The 17,788-nt window shown below is 71.3% G+C and carries 17 protein-coding genes; 7 read left to right on the top strand and 10 right to left on the bottom strand.

The annotated features are described in order from the left end of the window. Positions 1–198 precede the first annotated feature (198 nt). The 3 genes from gcvH to ATL40_RS05320 are packed head-to-tail and all read right to left on the bottom strand — an operon-like array spanning position 199 to position 2,151. Entirely contained in the window at positions 199–582 is a 384-nt protein-coding gene (gcvH, locus tag ATL40_RS05330; RefSeq protein ID WP_098468634.1) for a glycine cleavage system protein GcvH, read from the bottom strand. 39 nt (positions 583–621) lie between these two features. After that, positions 622–1,002, bottom strand: coding sequence for a universal stress protein (locus tag ATL40_RS05325; RefSeq protein ID WP_098470301.1), 381 nt, complete (start codon positions 1,000–1,002; stop codon positions 622–624). 51 nt (positions 1,003–1,053) lie between these two features. After that, complete coding sequence (locus ATL40_RS05320) at positions 1,054–2,151, bottom strand: DUF4192 domain-containing protein (protein ID WP_169925880.1); 1,098 nt, start codon at positions 2,149–2,151, stop codon at positions 1,054–1,056. A gap of 168 nt (positions 2,152–2,319) precedes the next feature. Between ATL40_RS05320 and ATL40_RS05315 the strand changes: the two genes are divergently transcribed. After that, the gene (locus ATL40_RS05315) at positions 2,320–3,405 is read left to right on the top strand and encodes a polyprenyl synthetase family protein (RefSeq protein WP_098468632.1); all 1,086 of its coding nucleotides are present in this window, start codon (positions 2,320–2,322) and stop codon (positions 3,403–3,405) included. A 5-nt stretch (positions 3,406–3,410) separates the two neighbouring features. Here the strand turns inward: ATL40_RS05315 and ATL40_RS05310 are convergent, their stop codons facing one another. Next, positions 3,411–3,809: an Rv2175c family DNA-binding protein gene (locus ATL40_RS05310; RefSeq protein WP_098468631.1), complete on the bottom strand. Its 399-nt coding sequence runs from the start codon at positions 3,807–3,809 to the stop codon at positions 3,411–3,413. A gap of 81 nt (positions 3,810–3,890) precedes the next feature. Between ATL40_RS05310 and pknB the strand changes: the two genes are divergently transcribed. Then, positions 3,891–5,879: a Stk1 family PASTA domain-containing Ser/Thr kinase gene (gene pknB / locus ATL40_RS05305; protein ID WP_211283065.1), complete on the top strand. Its 1,989-nt coding sequence runs from the start codon at positions 3,891–3,893 to the stop codon at positions 5,877–5,879. A gap of 52 nt (positions 5,880–5,931) precedes the next feature. Here pknB and ATL40_RS05300 read toward each other — a convergent pair whose 3' ends face one another. From ATL40_RS05300 to ATL40_RS05290, 3 genes are all read right to left on the bottom strand, one after another. Beyond that, positions 5,932–7,290 (bottom strand): class II 3-deoxy-7-phosphoheptulonate synthase, encoded by a 1,359-nt coding sequence (locus tag ATL40_RS05300; protein WP_098470299.1) that lies wholly within the window; start codon positions 7,288–7,290, stop codon positions 5,932–5,934. 116 nt (positions 7,291–7,406) lie between these two features. Further along, positions 7,407–8,636: a pyrophosphate--fructose-6-phosphate 1-phosphotransferase gene (locus ATL40_RS05295; protein ID WP_098468630.1), complete on the bottom strand. Its 1,230-nt coding sequence runs from the start codon at positions 8,634–8,636 to the stop codon at positions 7,407–7,409. Continuing rightward, positions 8,633–9,481: a lysophospholipid acyltransferase family protein gene (locus ATL40_RS05290; protein WP_098470298.1), complete on the bottom strand. Its 849-nt coding sequence runs from the start codon at positions 9,479–9,481 to the stop codon at positions 8,633–8,635. Before ATL40_RS05290 ends, ATL40_RS05295 begins: the two co-directional genes overlap by 4 nt. Before the next feature lie 112 nt (positions 9,482–9,593). Here ATL40_RS05290 and ATL40_RS14970 point away from each other — a divergent pair, with 112 nt between their 5' ends. Then, positions 9,594–10,157: a hypothetical protein gene (locus ATL40_RS14970; RefSeq protein WP_169925879.1), complete on the top strand. Its 564-nt coding sequence runs from the start codon at positions 9,594–9,596 to the stop codon at positions 10,155–10,157. Between the two features lie 22 nt (positions 10,158–10,179). Here the strand turns inward: ATL40_RS14970 and ATL40_RS05275 are convergent, their stop codons facing one another. Next, positions 10,180–11,121 carry an ROK family glucokinase gene (locus tag ATL40_RS05275; RefSeq protein WP_098468627.1) on the bottom strand — a complete coding sequence of 314 codons (942 nt, stop codon included), beginning with the start codon at positions 11,119–11,121 and terminating at the stop codon, positions 10,180–10,182. 259 nt (positions 11,122–11,380) lie between these two features. On the opposite strand from ATL40_RS05275, the gene ATL40_RS05270 reads away from it, so the two are divergent. The 3 genes from ATL40_RS05270 to ATL40_RS05260 all read left to right on the top strand — a co-directional run bounded on the left by ATL40_RS05270 (position 11,381) and on the right by ATL40_RS05260 (position 15,378). Further along, positions 11,381–13,192 carry an AMP-dependent synthetase/ligase gene (locus ATL40_RS05270; protein WP_098468626.1) on the top strand — a complete coding sequence of 604 codons (1,812 nt, stop codon included), beginning with the start codon at positions 11,381–11,383 and terminating at the stop codon, positions 13,190–13,192. A 122-nt stretch (positions 13,193–13,314) separates the two neighbouring features. Beyond that, a complete protein-coding gene (locus ATL40_RS05265; protein ID WP_098468625.1) occupies positions 13,315–15,087 on the top strand; it encodes a DEDD exonuclease domain-containing protein in 1,773 nt (590 codons plus the stop codon). 9 nt (positions 15,088–15,096) lie between these two features. Beyond that, a complete protein-coding gene (locus ATL40_RS05260; protein ID WP_098468624.1) occupies positions 15,097–15,378 on the top strand; it encodes an Lrp/AsnC family transcriptional regulator in 282 nt (93 codons plus the stop codon). A 15-nt stretch (positions 15,379–15,393) separates the two neighbouring features. On the opposite strand, the gene trpD is transcribed toward ATL40_RS05260, so the two are convergent. Together trpD and ATL40_RS05250 are read right to left on the bottom strand one after the other, a co-directional pair. Next, positions 15,394–16,443, bottom strand: coding sequence for an anthranilate phosphoribosyltransferase (trpD, locus tag ATL40_RS05255; RefSeq protein ID WP_098468623.1), 1,050 nt, complete (start codon positions 16,441–16,443; stop codon positions 15,394–15,396). Further along, complete coding sequence (locus ATL40_RS05250) at positions 16,440–16,889, bottom strand: response regulator transcription factor (RefSeq protein WP_245866772.1); 450 nt, start codon at positions 16,887–16,889, stop codon at positions 16,440–16,442. The genes trpD and ATL40_RS05250 overlap by 4 nt, the downstream gene beginning before the upstream one ends. Before the next feature lie 250 nt (positions 16,890–17,139). On the opposite strand from ATL40_RS05250, the gene ctaE reads away from it, so the two are divergent. Continuing rightward, on the top strand, positions 17,140–17,742 hold the full coding sequence (gene ctaE / locus ATL40_RS05245; RefSeq protein ID WP_483880241.1) for an aa3-type cytochrome oxidase subunit III: 603 nt from the start codon (positions 17,140–17,142) through the stop codon (positions 17,740–17,742). Positions 17,743–17,788: the final 46 nt, after the last annotated feature.

Raw genomic sequence — 17,788 nt, 5'->3', positions numbered from 1 at the left:
GCGGTTCACGATCTCGGGATGGCCATTGTAACGGCGGCGGGGACGCCCGCGGCGCGATGAGGGCACGCCGCCGGTCGTCTCTCGTCAACCACCAGGTCCAACGCGCGCCCTTGCGGGTTTGTTCCCGGGTCGACGCGATCAATCCTGCCCGAGCTCGTGGCCGTTGTCGAGCGCGAGCCGCGAGGGACTCCCCGCGCTCTACAGACCCTCGAGGAGCGCGCCGTAGGCCTGAGGGGCCATCAGCTCGGGCGTCTGCGCCACGCGCACCCGGAAGAGCCACCCCGCACCGTAGGGGTCCTCGCTGACGCTGCCCGGTTCGTCCTGCAGGGTCGTGTTCACCTCGGTCACCTCACCGGTCACGGGGGCGAAGACCTCCGAGACCGACTTGTGGGACTCGACCTCGCCGCACACCTCCCCTTGGCGCAGGTCGGCGCCGACCTCGGGCAGCGCCACGAACACCACGTCCCCGAGCTCACCAGCGGCGTAGGCGGTGATCCCCACGGTCGCCACATCGGCGGCGAGCGCGACCCACTCGTGGTCGCTGGTGTACTGCAGGTCCTGGGGGATGTCGCTGGTGGTCATCGGAGCACTCCGTTCGGTGGGAAGGGACGCGGCGGCCGGTCAGGCCGACTTCACCGCAAGGACGGGGGTGGGGGCGTCGAGCAGGATCCGTTGCGCATTCGAACCGAGGATCAACTTGCCCACCGGTGAGCGGCGCCGCAACCCGATCACGATGAGGTCGGCATCGACCTGCGTGGCTGCATCGATCAGGTCGTCGGCGACGTCCCCGGACTCCGAGACCCGCACGTCGTACCCGAGTTCGGCCGAGTCGAGGCGATCGCGCACCGCCTCCAGTTTCTCCTCGATCACCGCGAAGTCGTCCCCACGTCGCTGGGAGAAGAGGACCAGGAGCCGGCTGCCTCGACGCCGCGCCTCGACGATGGCCGCCTCGAGCGCAGCGTTGCCCTCCGCCGTCGGCAGGTAGCCCACCACGATCGTCACGTGCTCCTCCTCGTCCGGCCGCATTCGCGGCCTCACGGTTCTGATTGGAGGTTAACTCACCATCGGCCCCGGCGGGTGCACCCAGGCCGGTGGCACGCCACGCGCGAGGAGCTGCAGGGTGAGGCTCGCGAGCCGGTGTCGCGGATCCTCGTGGAGCGCCTGTCCGGCCAGCACCTCCGCGAGCGCCCCCTCGCCGCAGTGCCACGCGAGCCAACCCCCCGCGGCCAGCAACCTCGCGCGGTCGGCACCCTCGGCGAGCGCGGCACCCACCCGCAGCCAGGCCGCCAGCGCGCCGGTGCTGGCGTGATCCGGTGCAACGGCGGGCGGGGGCGATGCGGCCCACTGCTGCTGCACCCCCGGGGCGACCAGAGCACCGGCGTCCCGGCTCGGATCCGCGAGGGTCACCCACATCATCAGGGCGTCGCGCACCACGGAGTCCGCCACTGCCACCGCCAGGCGCGCGTGGTCGGCCACGTCCCGGCCCGTCACATCGCCGGTCCGGCACTGCCGGGCGATCCAGCGCGCCTCACGTGCTCGCCACAGGCGTCGGCGGCCGGAGTCCTCCTGCGGACCCCGCCGCGATCGGGCGAGTCGGCGTTCGCGGCGGAAGTCGGCCAGGACATCCGCGCGTTCCTCGCGACCGACCGCGAGTTCCTCGCGACCGGCCAGCGGAGCCGAGCCGCTGGCCACGAACCGCGTGGCGACCTCCGAGCACGCGATCTCCGCGACGGGGCGCCCGCCCGCCGGGCAACACTCCTCCCGGTCGCACAGGAGCGAACGGAAGCGGTCGGTACCCACCACCACGACGTCCACCGGCTCGGGCAGCTGCGGGGTGCGTGCGAGCAGGTCCAGCACCGACCCCACGGCGTCGTGGACCTGCAGGTCCCGCAGGGGTCGATCGTCGTAGATCGCCACGAACACCTCTCGTGCGCCGTCGCGCACAAGAGCTGATGCGAGATACCCGGCGAGGCGAGGCCCATCGGGCCCGAGCAGGTCACTCAGGTCCGTACGCGTGGTCAGGCCCACGCGACCACGCTCGGAGCGGATACCCAGGACCACCACGCACCGGCGGGGACGAAACCCCAGGGCATGCGGGACGAATGCGAGCAGATCGCGCGGGGAACGCGCTGATACGACGGGGACGGACATGGCCAACTCCTCGGGGTCGCGGTTGCGGTGCCTCATCGCACAACGCGCTCGCGGGGCGCCGCAGCGGGGCTGTGCACAACCCCCGTGGGGGCACGGCACGCCCCGCCTGGGGACAGCCGGCAACGGCGTCGTTTCGGGCAGGCATGTCCCCTGACCTACGGTGAGTGCATGGTGCACCCAGGAGCGACCCAGGCTCCCGACGAGGAATTGCGCGGACGGTTGGACGCGGCCATCGCCGCTCAGACGGCCGCGCTGGAACCGTGGGCCCGGGAGGTGGGCGGGGAACTCGATCCCTTCCTCCGGCAGGCCGGGGTCGCGGTCCGAGGCGGGAAGCGGCTGCGCGCGCTGCTGTGCCTGGCCGCCCACGAGGTCGCCTCCGGGCCGGACCTGCCGGACCACGTGATCCAGGCGGCCGCGGCGCTCGAACTGTTCCAAGCGGCCGCGCTGGTCCATGACGACCTCATGGATGGTTCGGACACCCGCCGGGGCGAACCCTCGGCACACCGCGCCCTCGAACTCGCGAGTCCCGGCGGACGCGACCGCGCCGGCTTCGGTGCGGGCGGCGCCATCCTCCTGGGCGACCTGCTGCTGGCACGCAGCTCCACCGTGCTGTTCGAAGCGACCCGCCACGCCGCCGGGCAGGCGGCCCACGCCGCCGCGCGGCTCTACAGCGACATGGCGACCGAGGTCGCCGTCGGCCAGTACCTCGACCTGCTCGCCTCCCACGCGCCGTGGGACGACGACGTCGACCTCGAGCGGGCGTTCCGCGTGATCCGCGCGAAGTCCGCGCGCTACTCCGTGGAGATCCCCTTGGCGCTCGGCGCGACCCTCGCGGGCGCGCGGGAGACCACCATCGCGTGGCTACGCGACATCGGGCACGAGATCGGCACCGCCTTCCAGCTCCGCGACGACCTCCTGGGGGTGTTCGGAGAGCCGGAACGCACCGGGAAGCCGGCCGGGGACGATCTTCGGGAGGGCAAGCGCACCGTGCTGGTGGCGCTCGCCCACGCCGAGGGCGACGCCACCCTGCGCGAGCGGCTGGAACGGGATCTGGGCCGCGGGGACCTGACCGCCGGTGAGATCCAGGACCTCACCCGCGCCATCGATGCCTGTGGCGCCCGCCGCCGGGTCGAGCACATCATCGCCGAACACCGGCAGCGCGCCGCCGACCTGCTCTCCCGCCCGCCCGCCGGGGTCACCGCGACGGCACGGCTGGAGCGGCTGCTGCGCGCCGCCGTCGACCGCAGCGTCTGATCGGCTCAGAAGGCCAACGCCTGCGCGGCCCGCCGCACCGAGGACGTGCGACCGCTGCGCAGCGCGTCGATGGGACGCGCGTCCAACTCCTCGTTGTGGGAGTACAGCCAGCGCAACGACTCCCAGTCGGCGTACCCCGCGTCCGAGAGCTGGATCAGGCTGCCGCGCAGTGCGGGCAACACCTCCTGCCGGCCGGAACGCGGATCGAGGGCGATCATCTCCTCCGGCACCGCCAGGGCATTGTTCGGCCCGACCCGGAAGGCCAACACGCGCTGCTCGCGCACCATCGAACGCACGCGCCGATCGCTCTGGCCGATCCGCTCGGCCACATCGGGCAGGTACACCCATTCGGTCACCAACGCGACTGCCGCGTCCCGTTCCGCTTCATCCTCACGACGTCTCACACCCGCAGCGTATCCCCGACCTCAGGCGCGGGTCGCCGCGCCTTCCCGCCATCCACGGCTGGCGCCGGTATCGTGCCAGCAGTGAGCGCGCTGACCTCGGACGCGATGATCGGCCTCGTGATCGACGGCCGATACGAGGTGGTGCGCAGAATCGCCCGCGGCGGGATGGCCACCGTCTACCTCGCGCGGGATCGTCGCCTGCAGCGCCGCGTGGCGCTGAAGATCATGCACCCGCACCTCGGCGACGGCGTGGACGTCACCGCACGCTTCCGCCGCGAGGCACGCGCCGCCGCCCGCCTGGCGCACCCCGGGATCGTCGCCGTCCTCGACCAAGGGATCGACGGCGAGACGAGCTATCTCGCGATGGAGTACGTGGCCGGGCGGACCCTGCGCACCGAGATCGCGGGGCGCGGCGCCCTGTCCATCGGCCAGTCGCTCGCCGTCACCGAGAGCGTGCTGGACGCCCTGGCGGCGGCGCACCGGGCCCACCTGGTGCACCGGGACGTCAAACCCGAGAACGTCCTGCTCACCCGGGACGGGCTCGCGAAGGTGGGCGACTTCGGCCTGGCGCGCGCCGTGACGGAAGCGACCGCGGCAACCACGGGCACGCTCCTGGGCACCGTGGCCTACCTCGCCCCGGAGATCGTGACCGACGGCGTGGCCGATGCGCGCGCGGACGTCTACGCCGTCGGCATCATGCTGTACGAGATGATCACGGGGCACACCCCGTTCGATGGCCCCACCCCCATCCGCGTGGCCTACCGCCACGTGCACGAGGACGTGCCCGCGCCCTCCGCCGAGATCTCCTGGTTGCCCCACGAGATCGACGCGCTCGTGGCCACGATGACCGCCCGTGACCCCGACTCACGCCCGGCCGACGGCGCCGCCGCCCTGGAGATGGTGCGCCAGGTGGCGGGTGAGCTGGACGAACGCGCCTTCTCGCTGCGCGCGGACGTCCCCGGACGGCCCGAGCTCCTGGAGTGCGCGGACGAGGGCGAGGAGACGATGCCGATCGCGCTGGACGATCCGCAGGACGCCGAGTCGCCCTCCCCGGGCGAGGAGACCGCACGCCTCGACGCCCGGACGGCGGGGCCCTCCACGGGCACGGTCTCGCTCCCGATCGGAGCCGTCACCCGTGAGGTGCCGCGCACCCAGGAGACCACCCCCCGACCTCGCCGCCGCCGAGTGTGGACCACGATCGGGATCCTCCTGGTGCTCGCCCTCGGCTCCGGTGCCGCCTGGTACTTCCTCATGGGCCCCGGCGCCCGCACCACCGTGCCCGTGCTCGCCGGGATGTCACGGCAGGAGGCGCTCGAGGCGCTCGAGTCCGCCTCCCTGCGCGGTGAGTTCACGACGGCCTACGACGACGTGGTCCCCGCGGACGAGGTCATCGCGCTGGATCCGCGCGCCGGGACGGTGGTACCCCACGACACGCTCGTGGCGGTGACCGTCTCCCTCGGGGTGGAGATGATCGACGTGGTGGACGTCGCCGGGCAGGGCGTCGCGGACGCTCGCGAGTCGCTGCAGGCCGCCGGCCTCACGGCCGGGACCACCCAGGAGGTCGCGGATCGCACGGTCCCTGCCGGCACGGTCATCCGGACCGAACCCGGGGCCGGCCAGAGCATCCCGCACGACCAGGAGGTCACGCTCGTCGTCTCCTCCGGGCCAGAGATGATCACGATCCGCGACTACGCCGGGCAACCCGCCGAGACCGCGCGCGAGGACCTCGCCGCGGCGCTGGATGTCGAACTCGAGGACGTGACCCTCGCGCAGGAGTTCTCCGATGAGATCCCCCAGGGTGCCGTGATCCGCAGCGAACCCGAGGCCGGATCCCGCCTCCCGCAGGGCAGCGAGGCGACCCTGGTCGTCTCCCAGGGGCCGGAGTTGTTCGAGGTCCCGGGTGTCGTGGGAGATCAGGTCGACTCCGCCCAGGCGGAACTGGAGAGCCTGGGCTTCGTGGTCGAGGTCGAGCGGGTGCTCGGGGGATTCTTCGGCACCGTGCGCAGCCAGAGCGTCGAGGCGGGCGAGATGGTGCCGGCCGGGACCCTCATCACCCTCACGGTGGTCTAACCCGGCGGCGCGCAGGCCCGCACGCGGCAGGAGCCTGACGGGCGCCGCAGGATCAGGCGGTGCGCTCGCGCAGCATCTCCGCGACCAGGAACGCCATCTCCAGGGACTGCGCGTGGTTCAGGCGCGGGTCGACCAGGGTCTCGTACGAGCGCGCCAGGCCGATCTCGTCGATCTCCTCGGCGCCACCCAGCACCTCGGTGACGTCGTCCCCGGTGAGTTCCACGTGCACCCCACCCGGGATCGTGCCGGCGGCCTTGTGCGCCTCGAAGAACCCGCGCACCTCGTCGATCACGTCGGAGAAACGACGCGTCTTGTAGCCGTTGGAGGAGGTGATGGTGTTGCCGTGCATCGGGTCGCACACCCACAGCACGGGCCGGCCGTCGGCCGCGACCTTCTCCAACAGCGGCGGCAGGGCATCGCGGATCGTGCCCGCACCCATCCGGGTGATGAACGTCAGACGGCCGGGGATACCCTCGGGGTTGAGGGCGTCCATCAGCGCGAGGGCGTCGTCTCCGGTCGTCGTGGGGCCCAGCTTCACACCGATCGGGTTGTGCACCCGCGAGAAGTAGTCGATGTGGGCGCCGTCGAGCTGGCGGGTGCGCTCACCGATCCACAGGAAGTGCGCCGAGCAGTCATAGGGATTCCCGTTGCGTGAGTCGATTCGCGTCAGTGGCCGCTCGTAGTCGAGCAGCAGGCCCTCGTGCCCCGCGTAGAACTCCACGGTGCGCAGGGCATCGAAGTCCGCACCCGCGGCGCTCATGAAGCGGATCGCGCGGTCGATCTCGTTCGCCATGCCCTCGTAGGAGCGGTAGGCAGGGGTCACCGTGAAACCCTTGTTCCACTCGTGGACACGGCGCATGTCCGCGAACCCGCCCATCGTGAAGGCGCGGATCAGGTTCAGGGTCGAGGCCGAGGTGTGGTAGGCGTCCAGGAGCCGCTGCGGGTCCGGGGTTCGGGAGGCCTCGGTGAAGTCGTGGCCGTTCACGATGTCGCCGCGGTAGGCGGGCAGGGTCACGCCGTCGCGCGTCTCCTGATCGCTCGAGCGGGGCTTGGCGTACTGTCCCGCCATCCGTCCCATCTTCACGATCGGCATCGAGGCCCCGTAGGTCAGCACGATCGCCATCTGCAGGATGGTCTTGATCTTGTTGCGGATCCGGCCCGCGTCCGCCTCGGCGAACACCTCCGCGCAGTCACCGCCCTGCAGCAGGAACGCCTCCCCACGCTGTGCCTTCGCGAGGTGATCGCGCAGGGCATCCGCCTCGCCGGCGAACACCAGCGGCGGGGAGGCCGCCAAGCGCTCGCTCACGGCGGTCAGCGCAGTCTGGTCGGGCCACGTGGGTTGCTGGCGCACCGGCAGGGAACGCCAGGCATCGAGACCGGCGAGGACAGCGGGATCTGCGGGGACACTCACGATCGGCCAGTCTAGGACGGCGCACACGCGGGCGGCGAACCGGCCACCCTGCGAGACGAGCGACGGCGGTGCCCCGACGTGTCCGTCGGGGCACCGCCGCCCGGGTCAGCCGTGGGTCAGTGCGCGGTGGGAGCCGCCGGCACGAGCGGCTGCCCCAGTCCGGCGAGCAGGTCCCCGAACCAGGGCAGGGTCACATCGAACGCCTTGCCCCCTGCGATGCGGGAGAACTCGATGGCGCGCAGCTCGTCCCCGGCGTCCTCGTCGTGGCCGATCACGCCCGAGGTCCCCGCCAGTGCGGAGTCGACCGCGAGCTCGACCATGCGCGCGATCAGTTCGAGGTCCTCAGGGTTGGCCGCGGCCGACCGGGAGAAGTACCCGCTCTTCTGCACCATCGTCTTCTCGGCGCCGATGCGCTCGGCGAACTGCTTGGCGAACCAGGCACCGGGGTTGATCGTGTCGAGCTTCACGTGCCCGAACGGGTCGCGCTGCACCTCCTCGCCACGCGCCTGCATCTCGGCGATGATCTCCGGGACGCCGGCACCCTCGGACAGGAAGATGTTGACGTTGCCGATCTCGTCCATCACGGCACGCAGTCGGGTGGCCTCGGCCTCCAGGTCGATCGCGAGCTCCGGGAGGAAGACGGCGTGCACGTCCCAGCGCTCCTTCGACAGGCCGATGCTGGGGTTCCAGGTGGGCTGCGCCTCGACCCAGGAGTGGTAGCGACGCGCGGCCTCCGCCGTCAGCCACCCGCAGTGCCGGCCCATGACCTCGTGCACGATCAGCATGCGCGGGTTGGACCGGTGCTCGCCGATGATGTTCTGTGCGAACCGGCTCGCCTCCTGCGCGGCGGTGTTGGCCCCGAGGCTCTGCCTGATCGGCACGATGTCGTTGTCGATTGTCTTGGGCAGGCCCACCACGGTCAGGCCGTAGTCGTGCTCCTGCAGGTAGTGCGCCAGGTCGGCCGCCGTGGTGTTCGTGTCGTCGCCACCGATGGTGTGCAGCACGTCCACGCCGTCGGTGCGCAGCTGCTCCGCCGCCTTCTCCAGCGGGTTCTCCCCCTCGGCCACGAGCCCGCGCGCCACGAGGTTCTTCGCGTTGGTCAGCTTCACCCGGGAATTGCCGATCGGGCTGCCACCGAAGGAGTGCAGCAGGCCGGCGTTCGCACGTGCCTCGTCGTCCACGACGACCTTCGTACCGGTGAGCAGCCCGTGATAGCCGTAGGTGTAGGCGATGATCTCGACCTCGGGGGCGAGCGCGGTATAGCGCTGGATCAGGCCGCCCACGGCGGAGGAGAGACAGGGGGCGAATCCGCCCGCGGTGAGCAGGGCGACGCGCTTGACGGTCATGCTGGACCTTCCTTGCTGGTGTCGGGGTTCGTGGTCTCGTCCTCATCGGGTTGCGCGGGTTCGGCGTCCCCACCCGAGGCACCCGTGGTGGCCACGGGGTCGTCGGCCTGCGCCGACTCCGGCGCCGATCGCCCACCCGGCGCGTCGGCCTGCGAGCTCGCGCTCTTGCCCGCAGCAAGCCGCGCCTTCGCGGTCGCCGCGTACATGTCCACGTACTCCTGGCCGGACAGTCGCATGATCTCGTACATGATCTCGTCGGTGATGGCACGCAGCACGAACCTGTCGTTCTGCATCCCCGCATAGCGCGAGAAGTCCATCGGCTCGCCGATGACCACGCCGATGCGCTTCAACCGTGGGATCCGGGTCCCGATCGGCTGGGCGATGTTGGTGCCGATCATGGCCACGGGCACCACCGGGACACCCGACTCCAGCGCCAAGCGGGCCACGCCGGTCTTGCCGCGGTAGAGGCGGCCGTCGGGGCTACGAGTGCCCTCCGGGTAGATCCCGAACAGGCCACCGTCCCGCAACCGAGCCAGCCCCGCGTTCAACGCCGCCTCGCTCGCCGCGCCACCGGAGCGGTCCACCGGGATGAGCCCCACTCCCCGCATGAACCAGGCGACGAACCGTCCGCGCAGGCCGGTCCCCTCCACGTAGTCCGACTTCCCCAGGAAGACGACCTCGCGAGGCAGCATGAGCGGGAGGAAGAAGGAATCGATCACCGCGAGGTGATTGCTCGCCAGGATCGCGCCACCGGACGCCGGCACCGCGTCGGCGCCGCGGATCCACGGCTGGTAGAAGACACGCAGGATCGTCCCGAGCGTGGCCTTCATGAACCGGTAGAACACCGCGTGGACCTTCCAGACCTGGTCGGGAACGGACGGGAGTCCGTCGGACAACCGGCCACCGAAGCGGTGGCCAGGGATCACTCTAGAGGGAATGGGCGCCTAGAGTGCTGCCATGGTCGGCGACGAGACTGGCGAGGAGGGCCGCGAGCGGCCGGAACACGAGGCGGACCAGGCGCGCTCCCCCGACCGAGCGGGGCGCGGGGACGCCACCGACCACGCCGACGCCACCGACCACGCCGACGCCACCGACCACGCCGACGCCACCGACCACGCCGACGCCACCGACCGGGACTGGGACGCCGAGTGGGCGGGCATCACCTCGGGGCTCTCCCTGCGCGAGACCCGTCACCTGCGCGGCGACCTCCCGCGCAGCGGACCCGGCACGGGGCCGCGGGACTACTCGCCCCCGGAGATGACCGCGGAACAGATCGAGGCCGACGCCCGGTATCAGCCCGCCGTGCCGACGATCCCGCGTGGCACGCGGTCCGCGCGCCTGGCCTGGGCGGGCATCGGCACCGGGCTCCTGCTCCTGCTGCTCGGTGTGCTGGCCTTCAGTCAGGCACCGTCGTGGTTCTTCCTCCTGTGCCTCGCACTCGTCGTCGCCGGGTGCCTGGTGCTGTTCGCCCGTCTTCCCGGCCGGCGTGACGACGACGGGGACGACGGCGCCCGCCTGTAGCGACGCCGTCGCCTCCGGGCGATCAGCGGGGAAGCCGCGCCAGATCGGCGGCGCCCACGATCCCGGCGTCGTTGCCCAGGGTGGCCAGGCGGATCTCCGGGAGCTCGCGATGGCCACGAGCGAACAGTTGGGCGTCCAACTCCTCGCGCGCCGGGCCGAGCAGCAGGTCCCCGGCGGCACCCACCCCACCGCCGATCACGTAGACGGCGGGGTCGAGCACCGCCGAGAGTGCCGCCATCCCGGCGCCGAGCCAGCGACCCAGATCGGCCAGCATCTGAATGCTCAGGGGGTCACCCTCCTGCGCAGCCTGCGTCACGTGCGGTCCGGTGACCTTCTTCGCCTTGCCCGCGATCGCGAGCAGCCGCTCGGCGCGTTCCGGCTCGATCGTGAGGGCGGCCTTCGTCTCGCGAACCAGGGCGGTGCCGGAGGCGTAGGTCTCCCAGCACCCGTCATGTCCGCAGCCGCAGGCCCGGCCGTTCGGGACCACGCGCATGTGCCCCACCTCGCCACCGGCGCCCGCGGCACCGCGCAGCAACTGGCCGTCGACCACGATCGCCCCGCCGAGCCCGGTCCCGACCGTCAACATCGCCATGTCCGCGACCTCCTGGGCCGCCCCGAACCGGAACTCCGCCCAGCCTGCGGCGTTCGCATCGTTCTCCACCACCACCGGCAGGCCCAACCGCTGCGCGAGGATCTCGCCCAGCGGGTGCTCCCGCCACGCGATGTTCGGGGCGAAGCGCACGATGCAGCGACCCGGGTCCACGAACCCTGCGGCGGCGACGCCGACCGCGCCGATCACGTACCGCTGCCGCAGTTCCGCCACGGCGTCAGCCACCGCCTCCTCGATGAGCTCGGGCTCCTGCGCACTCGTGGGCCGAATCGTCGACTCCAGGAGTTCGCCGTCCTCGTCGACCACACCGGCCGCGATCTTCGTCCCCCCGATGTCCACACCCACCGCGTGCATGTCCGCTCCTTCTCCCGGGCCGCTCCTCGCGTCCCGTCCGTTTCCTGAGTCCTGTGCCCAGTGACCGGATACCATCCTTGCCTACTCCTGCCCTGCTCGCCGACCTACGCGCGCGTCACGGACACCGGGGTCCGCCTCAGCGAGGGCACTTCGCATTCCTGGCGCCGGGCGCCTAAAGTGTGGTGCATATCACTGCCGCCCCGCGGCAGGGGCGTCGGTCACGATCCTTGACCCTCGCCACCGGACAAAGGAGCCCGACATGGACACCACCCCGCTGCGACCCGGCCCGGAGATGCCCAGCACCACCAGCATCACCGACCTGCTCGACACGCACGCACGTCAACGCCCGGATGCCGACCTCTACCGGGTGCCCCAGGGTGAGACCTGGCGTGGCCTGTCCACCACCCAGGTGCGGTCCCAGGCCATCGAGGTCGCCAAGGGGCTGATCGCCTCCGGCGTCGCACCGGGGGATCGTGTGGCGATCATGTCGCGCACCCGCTACGAGTGGACGCTCATGGATCTGGCCGCCTGGTACGCCGGAGCCGTTCCCGTCCCGGTGTACGAGACCTCCTCCGTCTCCCAGACCGCCTGGATCCTCGGCGACTCGGGCGCCGTCGCGGTGGTGGTGGAGACCGCCGAGCACGCCCAGGTGGTCCAGGAGGCCCTGGCCGAGGCCCCGGATGTCCGGCAGGTGTGGACGATCGAGGACGGCGGGATCGACGCGATCGCCGGCGCCGGAGCGGGCGTGGCGGACTCCGAGGTGACCGACCGCGCAGCCGCCGTCGGACTCGAGGATCTCGCCACCATCATCTACACCTCCGGGACCACCGGGCGCCCGAAGGGCGCCGAACTCACCCACGGCAACTTCGTGCTCCTGGCGCAGAGCGCCGTGGACGAGCTCCCGGAGGTAGTCAATCAGGAGGGCGGGTGCACCCTGCTCTTCATGCCGCTCGCGCACGTCTTCGCACGCTTCGTGGAGGTGCTGGCACTCGCCGCCTGCATGCCCCTGGGCCACACCCCGGACGTCAAGAACCTCGTGGCGGACCTCGGCACCTACAAGCCCACCCTGATCCTCGCCGTCCCGCGGGTGTTCGAGAAGGTCTACAACTCGGCCGAGCAGAAGGCGATCGCCGGCGGCAAGGAGAAGATCTTCAAGTGGGCCGTGAAGGCCGGCATCGACTACTCCAAGGCTCAGGACACCGGGCGCGTCGGTCTCGGCGCGCGAGCCAAGCACGCGATCGCCGACCGCCTCGTGCTGCACAAGTTGCGCGATGTCATGGGCGGGAGGCTGACGTACGCGGTCTCCGGGGGCGGTCCGCTCGGCGAGCGCCTCGGTCACTTCTACCGCTCGCTCGGCCTGAACGTGCTCGAGGGCTACGGGCTCACCGAGACCACCGCACCGTTGACCGTCAACGTGCCGGCCAAGGTCAAGATCGGCACGGTCGGCCCGCCGCTGCCGGGCAACCAGATCCGCATCGCCGCCGACGGCGAGATCCTCTCCCGGGGCATCGCGGTCTTCCGTGGCTACCACAACAACCCTGAGGCGACGGCGGAGGCCTTCACCGAGGGCTGGTTCCACACCGGGGACATCGGCGAGTTGGACTCCGACGGCTACACCCGGATCACCGGGCGCAAGAAGGAGATCATCGTCACGGCCGGCGGCAAGAACGTCGCCCCCGCGCTGTTGGAGGACGCCGTACGCGCGCACCCACTGGTGAGCCAGTGCCTCGTGATCGGCGAGGGCAAGCCCTTCATCGCCGCATTCATCACGCTCGACGAGGAGATGCTCCCCGGCTGGCTCGACGCCCATGGCCACCCGGCGATGTCGCTGGAGCAGGCGCGTACGGACGCGACTGTGCTGGCCGAGGTGCAGAAGGCGATCGACCGCGCCAACAGCACTGTCTCGCGGGCGGAGTCCATCCGCAGTTTCGTGGTGCTGGACTCGGACTTCACACAGTCCAACGACTACCTGACGCCGTCGATGAAGGTGAAGCGCACGGCCGTGATCCGGGACATGGCCGATCAGATCGAGGCGCTGTACAGCAACGCGAGCGCCGGCCGGGCGGGCTGAGACCCGCACGCTCCTCGCGATCGTGCGGCCGTCGCGGCGTCGCGGCCGCACGATCGCGGCCCCCTGGCCGCTCACCGGCGGGGCTGCGTCAGGATGTCAGTACCCTCGCCTACGGTGCGAGCATGAGTGGTCCGAGCCCAGACGCCCACGCCGGCACCGGCTCGCGGTGCGAGGCGGCCGCGCACGTGCAGCCCAGCCTCCTGGAGGGCACCCCGTTGCACGAGGTGCCGTTCGTGGTGGTGGACCTGGAGACCACCGGGGGCTCCCCGCACGCCGATGCCATCACGGAGATCGGGGCCGTGCGGGTCCAGGGCGGGGAGGTCACCGCGGAGCTCGGCACCCTGGTGAACCCCGAGCGCGGCATCCCCGCCCAGATCACTGTGCTCACCGGCATCACCAACGCGATGGTGATGGACGCACCCACCATCGAGACCGTGCTGCCGAGTTTCCTGGAACTGGCACACGGCGCCGTACTGGTGGCGCACAACGCACGTTTCGACATCGGCTTCCTGCGGGCGGCCGCCGAACGCATCGGGATGACCTGGCCCAACCCGCGCGTCGTGGACACGGTGGCACTGGCCCGGCGTGTGGTCACCAAGGACGAGGCCCCGAACCACAAACTCGCCTCGCTCGCACGGCTGTTCCACTCCGCGACCCAGCCCAACCACCGGGCCCTGAGCGATGCCCGGGCAACGGTCGACGTGCTGCACGGCCTGCTCGCCCGGATGGCGCCACTCGGCGTGACCCATCTGGAGGACCTGGCCACGGCCGCCGACCCGGTGCCCGAGGCACGACGGCGCAAGGCCACGCTGGCGCAGGACCTGCCGAGCACCAGCGGTGTCTACCAGTTCCGCGATGCGTCGGGACGCGTGCTCTACATCGGCACGGCCACCAATCTGCGCAGCCGGGTGCGTAGCTACTTCACGGCCTCGGAGAAGCGCAAGCGCATGGCCGAGATGCTGACGATCGCCGCATCCGTCCACCCGATCCCATGCCCCACCCCGGTGGAGGCCGCAGTCCGGGAGATCCGGCTGCTCGCCGAACACCGGCCGCCCTACAACCAGCGTTCCACCCGCCCGCACGCGCAGCCCTGGCTGCGCCTGACCCGTGAGCCCTACCCGAGACTCTCCATCGCGCGCACCCCACCCCCGCTGGGCGAACCAGGTGTGCTGGGCCCCTTCCCCAGCCGCGTGAGCGCGCAACTCGCCCTGGAGTGCGCCAGTCGCGTCTTCGGTCTGCGCACGTGCACCGCGCGACTGCCCGCCACGCCCGAGCCCCGAGCGGTGGCCTGCACGCTCGCCGAGCTCGGCCACTGCTCGGCGGTCTGCACCCGCGCCGAGGGAGCCACCGCGTACGCACACGGCCTCGAGCGGTACCTGGCCTTCGCACGCGGGGAGCGCAGCGACCTCCTGGACAGCGTGACCGACCGGCTCCGGGAGTTGAGCGCCGCAGAGCGCTTCGAGCAGGCGGCGCTGGAACGTGACCGCCTCCAGTCGCTACTGCGTGGAGCCGAGGCCGTACAGGACCTGACCTCGGGCTACGCACCCGAGATCGTGGCGGCGCGGCCACGGGCGGAGGGCTCGTGGGAGGTGGTCGTCACTCGCTTCGGGAGGCTGACAGCCAGCGGTATCGCGCTGCGCACCCGCGACGTGCCGGCAACGGCGAGGGCACTGCAGGCAAGCGCCCAGGACGTCCCCGAACCCACGTCGTGGTGCGAGTCCGCGCTCGCCGAGGAGACCCGTGTCCTCACCGCCTGGCTCACCGAGCCCCGGGTGCGCCTGCTCAGCGTGCAGGGCGCGGGGCCGCACCTGCCTGTCTTCGCTGCCCGGCGCGCACGGGCGGAACTGACCACCCTGCTGCAGGGCCCGGCGCGCGCGATACCAGGGGCTGCGTAGGCTGGTGCCATGTACACCGCAATCGCGCTGATCGACGCCGACGTCGCCCTGGTCCCGGAAGTCTGCGAGGCGGTGGCGGCGCTGCCCGGGGTGAGTGAGGTCTACTCCGTGACGGGAGACACCGACCTCATCGCGATGGTGCGCGTCAGCCGCCACGAGCAGCTCGCCGAGGTCATCGCCAACCACATCGGCAAGGTGCCCGGGGTCCTGGGTACGCGCACGTACATCGCCTTCCGCGCCTACTCCCGCCACGATCTGGAGGAAGCGTTCGCGCTGGGTGTGGAGGACTGAACCACCACCCGCCGCTCAGTCCCGGGTGCTGTGCTGGATCCAGCGCTCGAGCACCCCGGCGGCCGCACCCTCGTCGATGCTCGTCTCCGCCAACACGATCGCCTCACGCATCCGCGAGGTGAGCGAGCCGGCCGCGACCTTCCGCCCGTCGGCCACCAGCGCAGCGGCCGCGCCGAGCACGACGGCGTCGCGCACCGGGCCGGGTGCCCCCGCCAGGACCTCGCGCACCACGGCGGCATTCACCGCGGCGTCACCGCCACGCAGGTCGGCCAGCGTGGCCCGGGGCATCCCGAAGGCGTCACAGGCATCAATCACCTCGTGATGGATCTCGCCGTCCCGCACCTCCCATACCTGCGCGGGAGCCGTGGTGGCCCACTCGTCCAACCCGTCGAGGGACCGGTAGAGCACGACGTCCCGGCCCTCCCGCGCGAAGACACCGGCCATCAGGGGCGCCATCCGCTCGTTGGCCACACCGACCGCCGAGGCGGCCGGGCGGGCCGGGTTGGTCAGCGGACCCAGCACGTTGAACACGGTATGGATCCCCAGCTCGCGGCGAGTGGGCCCCGCGTAGCGCATCGAGGGGTGGAACACCATCGCGAACGCGAAGGTGATACCCACCTCCTGCGCCAGGTCCGCAACCCGCTCGGGAGTGGCGTCCAGGCGCACCCCGAGCGCCTCCAGCACGTCGGCGGCCCCGGAGGCGGAGGATGCGGCGCGGTTGCCGTGCTTCACGATCCGCAGGCCTGCCCCCGCCGCCACGAGCGCGGCCATCGTGGAGATGTTCACGCTGCGGTGCCGGTCACCGCCGGTGCCCACGAGGTCCACGGTGCGCCCGGGAACGGGCAGCGGCACCGCGGCCCCCACCATTGCTCCCGCGAACCCCGCGAGTTCCTCGACCGTCTCACCCTTGGCCGCCAGGGTGGCGAGCACGGCACCGAGCACCGAGGGCGGCACCTCTCCCGCCATCACCTGCGCCATGAAATCGTGCGCCTGCTGCGCCCGAAGGTCCTCACCCGCCACGAGCTGGGCGAGCAGGGTGGAGTGCGGTGCGCGCGCAGCGCTCACGCCGCAGCCTCGCGCAGGAGGCCGGCCACCGCCTCCGCGAGTGCCATGGGGTCCAGCGGATAGGGCACGCTGCCCTCGGCGTGCGACCACGCGGCCAACCACGCATCCTGCGGCCGGGCCACGAGCAGCAGGATCTGCGGGGCGTCGAACACCTCGTCCTTGACCTGCCGCGCCAGACCGAAGCCGCCCACCTTGGCGGTCTCGCCGTCCAGGATGAGCAGATCGACGCCGCCGGCGCTGACGGCCTCGAACATGGCGGCAGCCGTGGCCACCTCGGTCCATTCCAGGAACGGGGTGTCCTTGGAGGCCCGCCGACCGATGGCGCGCCGCACGGTGCGCCTGGTGTTCACGTCGTCGCTGTAGAGCACGACCCGCGCTCGCGTCGGATCCCCCTGGGCGACCTGGGACTGAGTGTGCTGGGACGTCGTCGTGGACTCTGCAGTCATGCCCCGAGCCTAGTGGGCACAGCGCGTCCAGGCACGACCGCCCCGCGCCACGGTACGCCTGATTTCTGACAGGGTTCACAGGCGCGTCAGAACCCGCTCGCGGCACCGCCGCCACTGGATGCACCATGCACCGCACCAAAGCGCGGGAACACGCCGTTGACCCAGGTCCTGCCAGCGCGGGGAGGCGACGATTCGCCATAATGACGGGGTGTCCAGCCATGCCCCCACTGCGCCCGCAGCCAATCCCCATGTGAGCGTCGACCGCCCGAACATGACGCAGGTCGGCACGATCGTGTGGCTCTCCAGCGAACTCATGTTCTTCGCGGGGATGTTCGCGATCTACTTCACCCACCGCGCCGTCGCCGGCCCGGAGGTCTGGGAGGAGAGCACCCAGCGTCTGAACATGACCCTGGTGATCATCAACACGATCATCCTGGTGTCCTCCTCGGTGACCTGCCAGTTCGGCGTCTGGGCCGCGGAGCGCCTGCAACCGCGCCGCACCGGTTCGCTGCTGAACATTCGCGGCTGGGGCATGCAGGAGTGGTACACGCTGACCTTCATCATGGGGGCGGTCTTCATCGCCGGGCAGGTCACCGAGTACGCCGAGCTGGTCGAACACGGCATCACCATCAGCAACTCCTCCTTCGGTGCGGTGTTCTACCTGACGACCGGATTCCACGGCATCCACGTGGTGGGCGGACTGCTCGCGTTCCTCTTCGTGCTCGGGTCCTCGTTCGTCGCGGGCCGGTTCACCCACCGCGAGGCGACCCGCGCCATCGTCACCTCCTACTACTGGCACTTCGTCGACGTCATCTGGCTCGGCCTGTTCTTCGCGATCTACTTCCTGCAGTGAGGCACGCGATGACAGTGACCACTCCAGGCCGACTCCCACTCTCCAC

This window comes from Serinibacter salmoneus (assembly GCF_002563925.1).
In the GTDB taxonomy this organism is placed as follows: domain Bacteria; phylum Actinomycetota; class Actinomycetes; order Actinomycetales; family Beutenbergiaceae; genus Serinibacter; species Serinibacter salmoneus.
The sequence above is the reverse complement of the archived record's forward strand: the minus strand, read 5'-3'. Positions and strand labels throughout refer to the sequence as shown.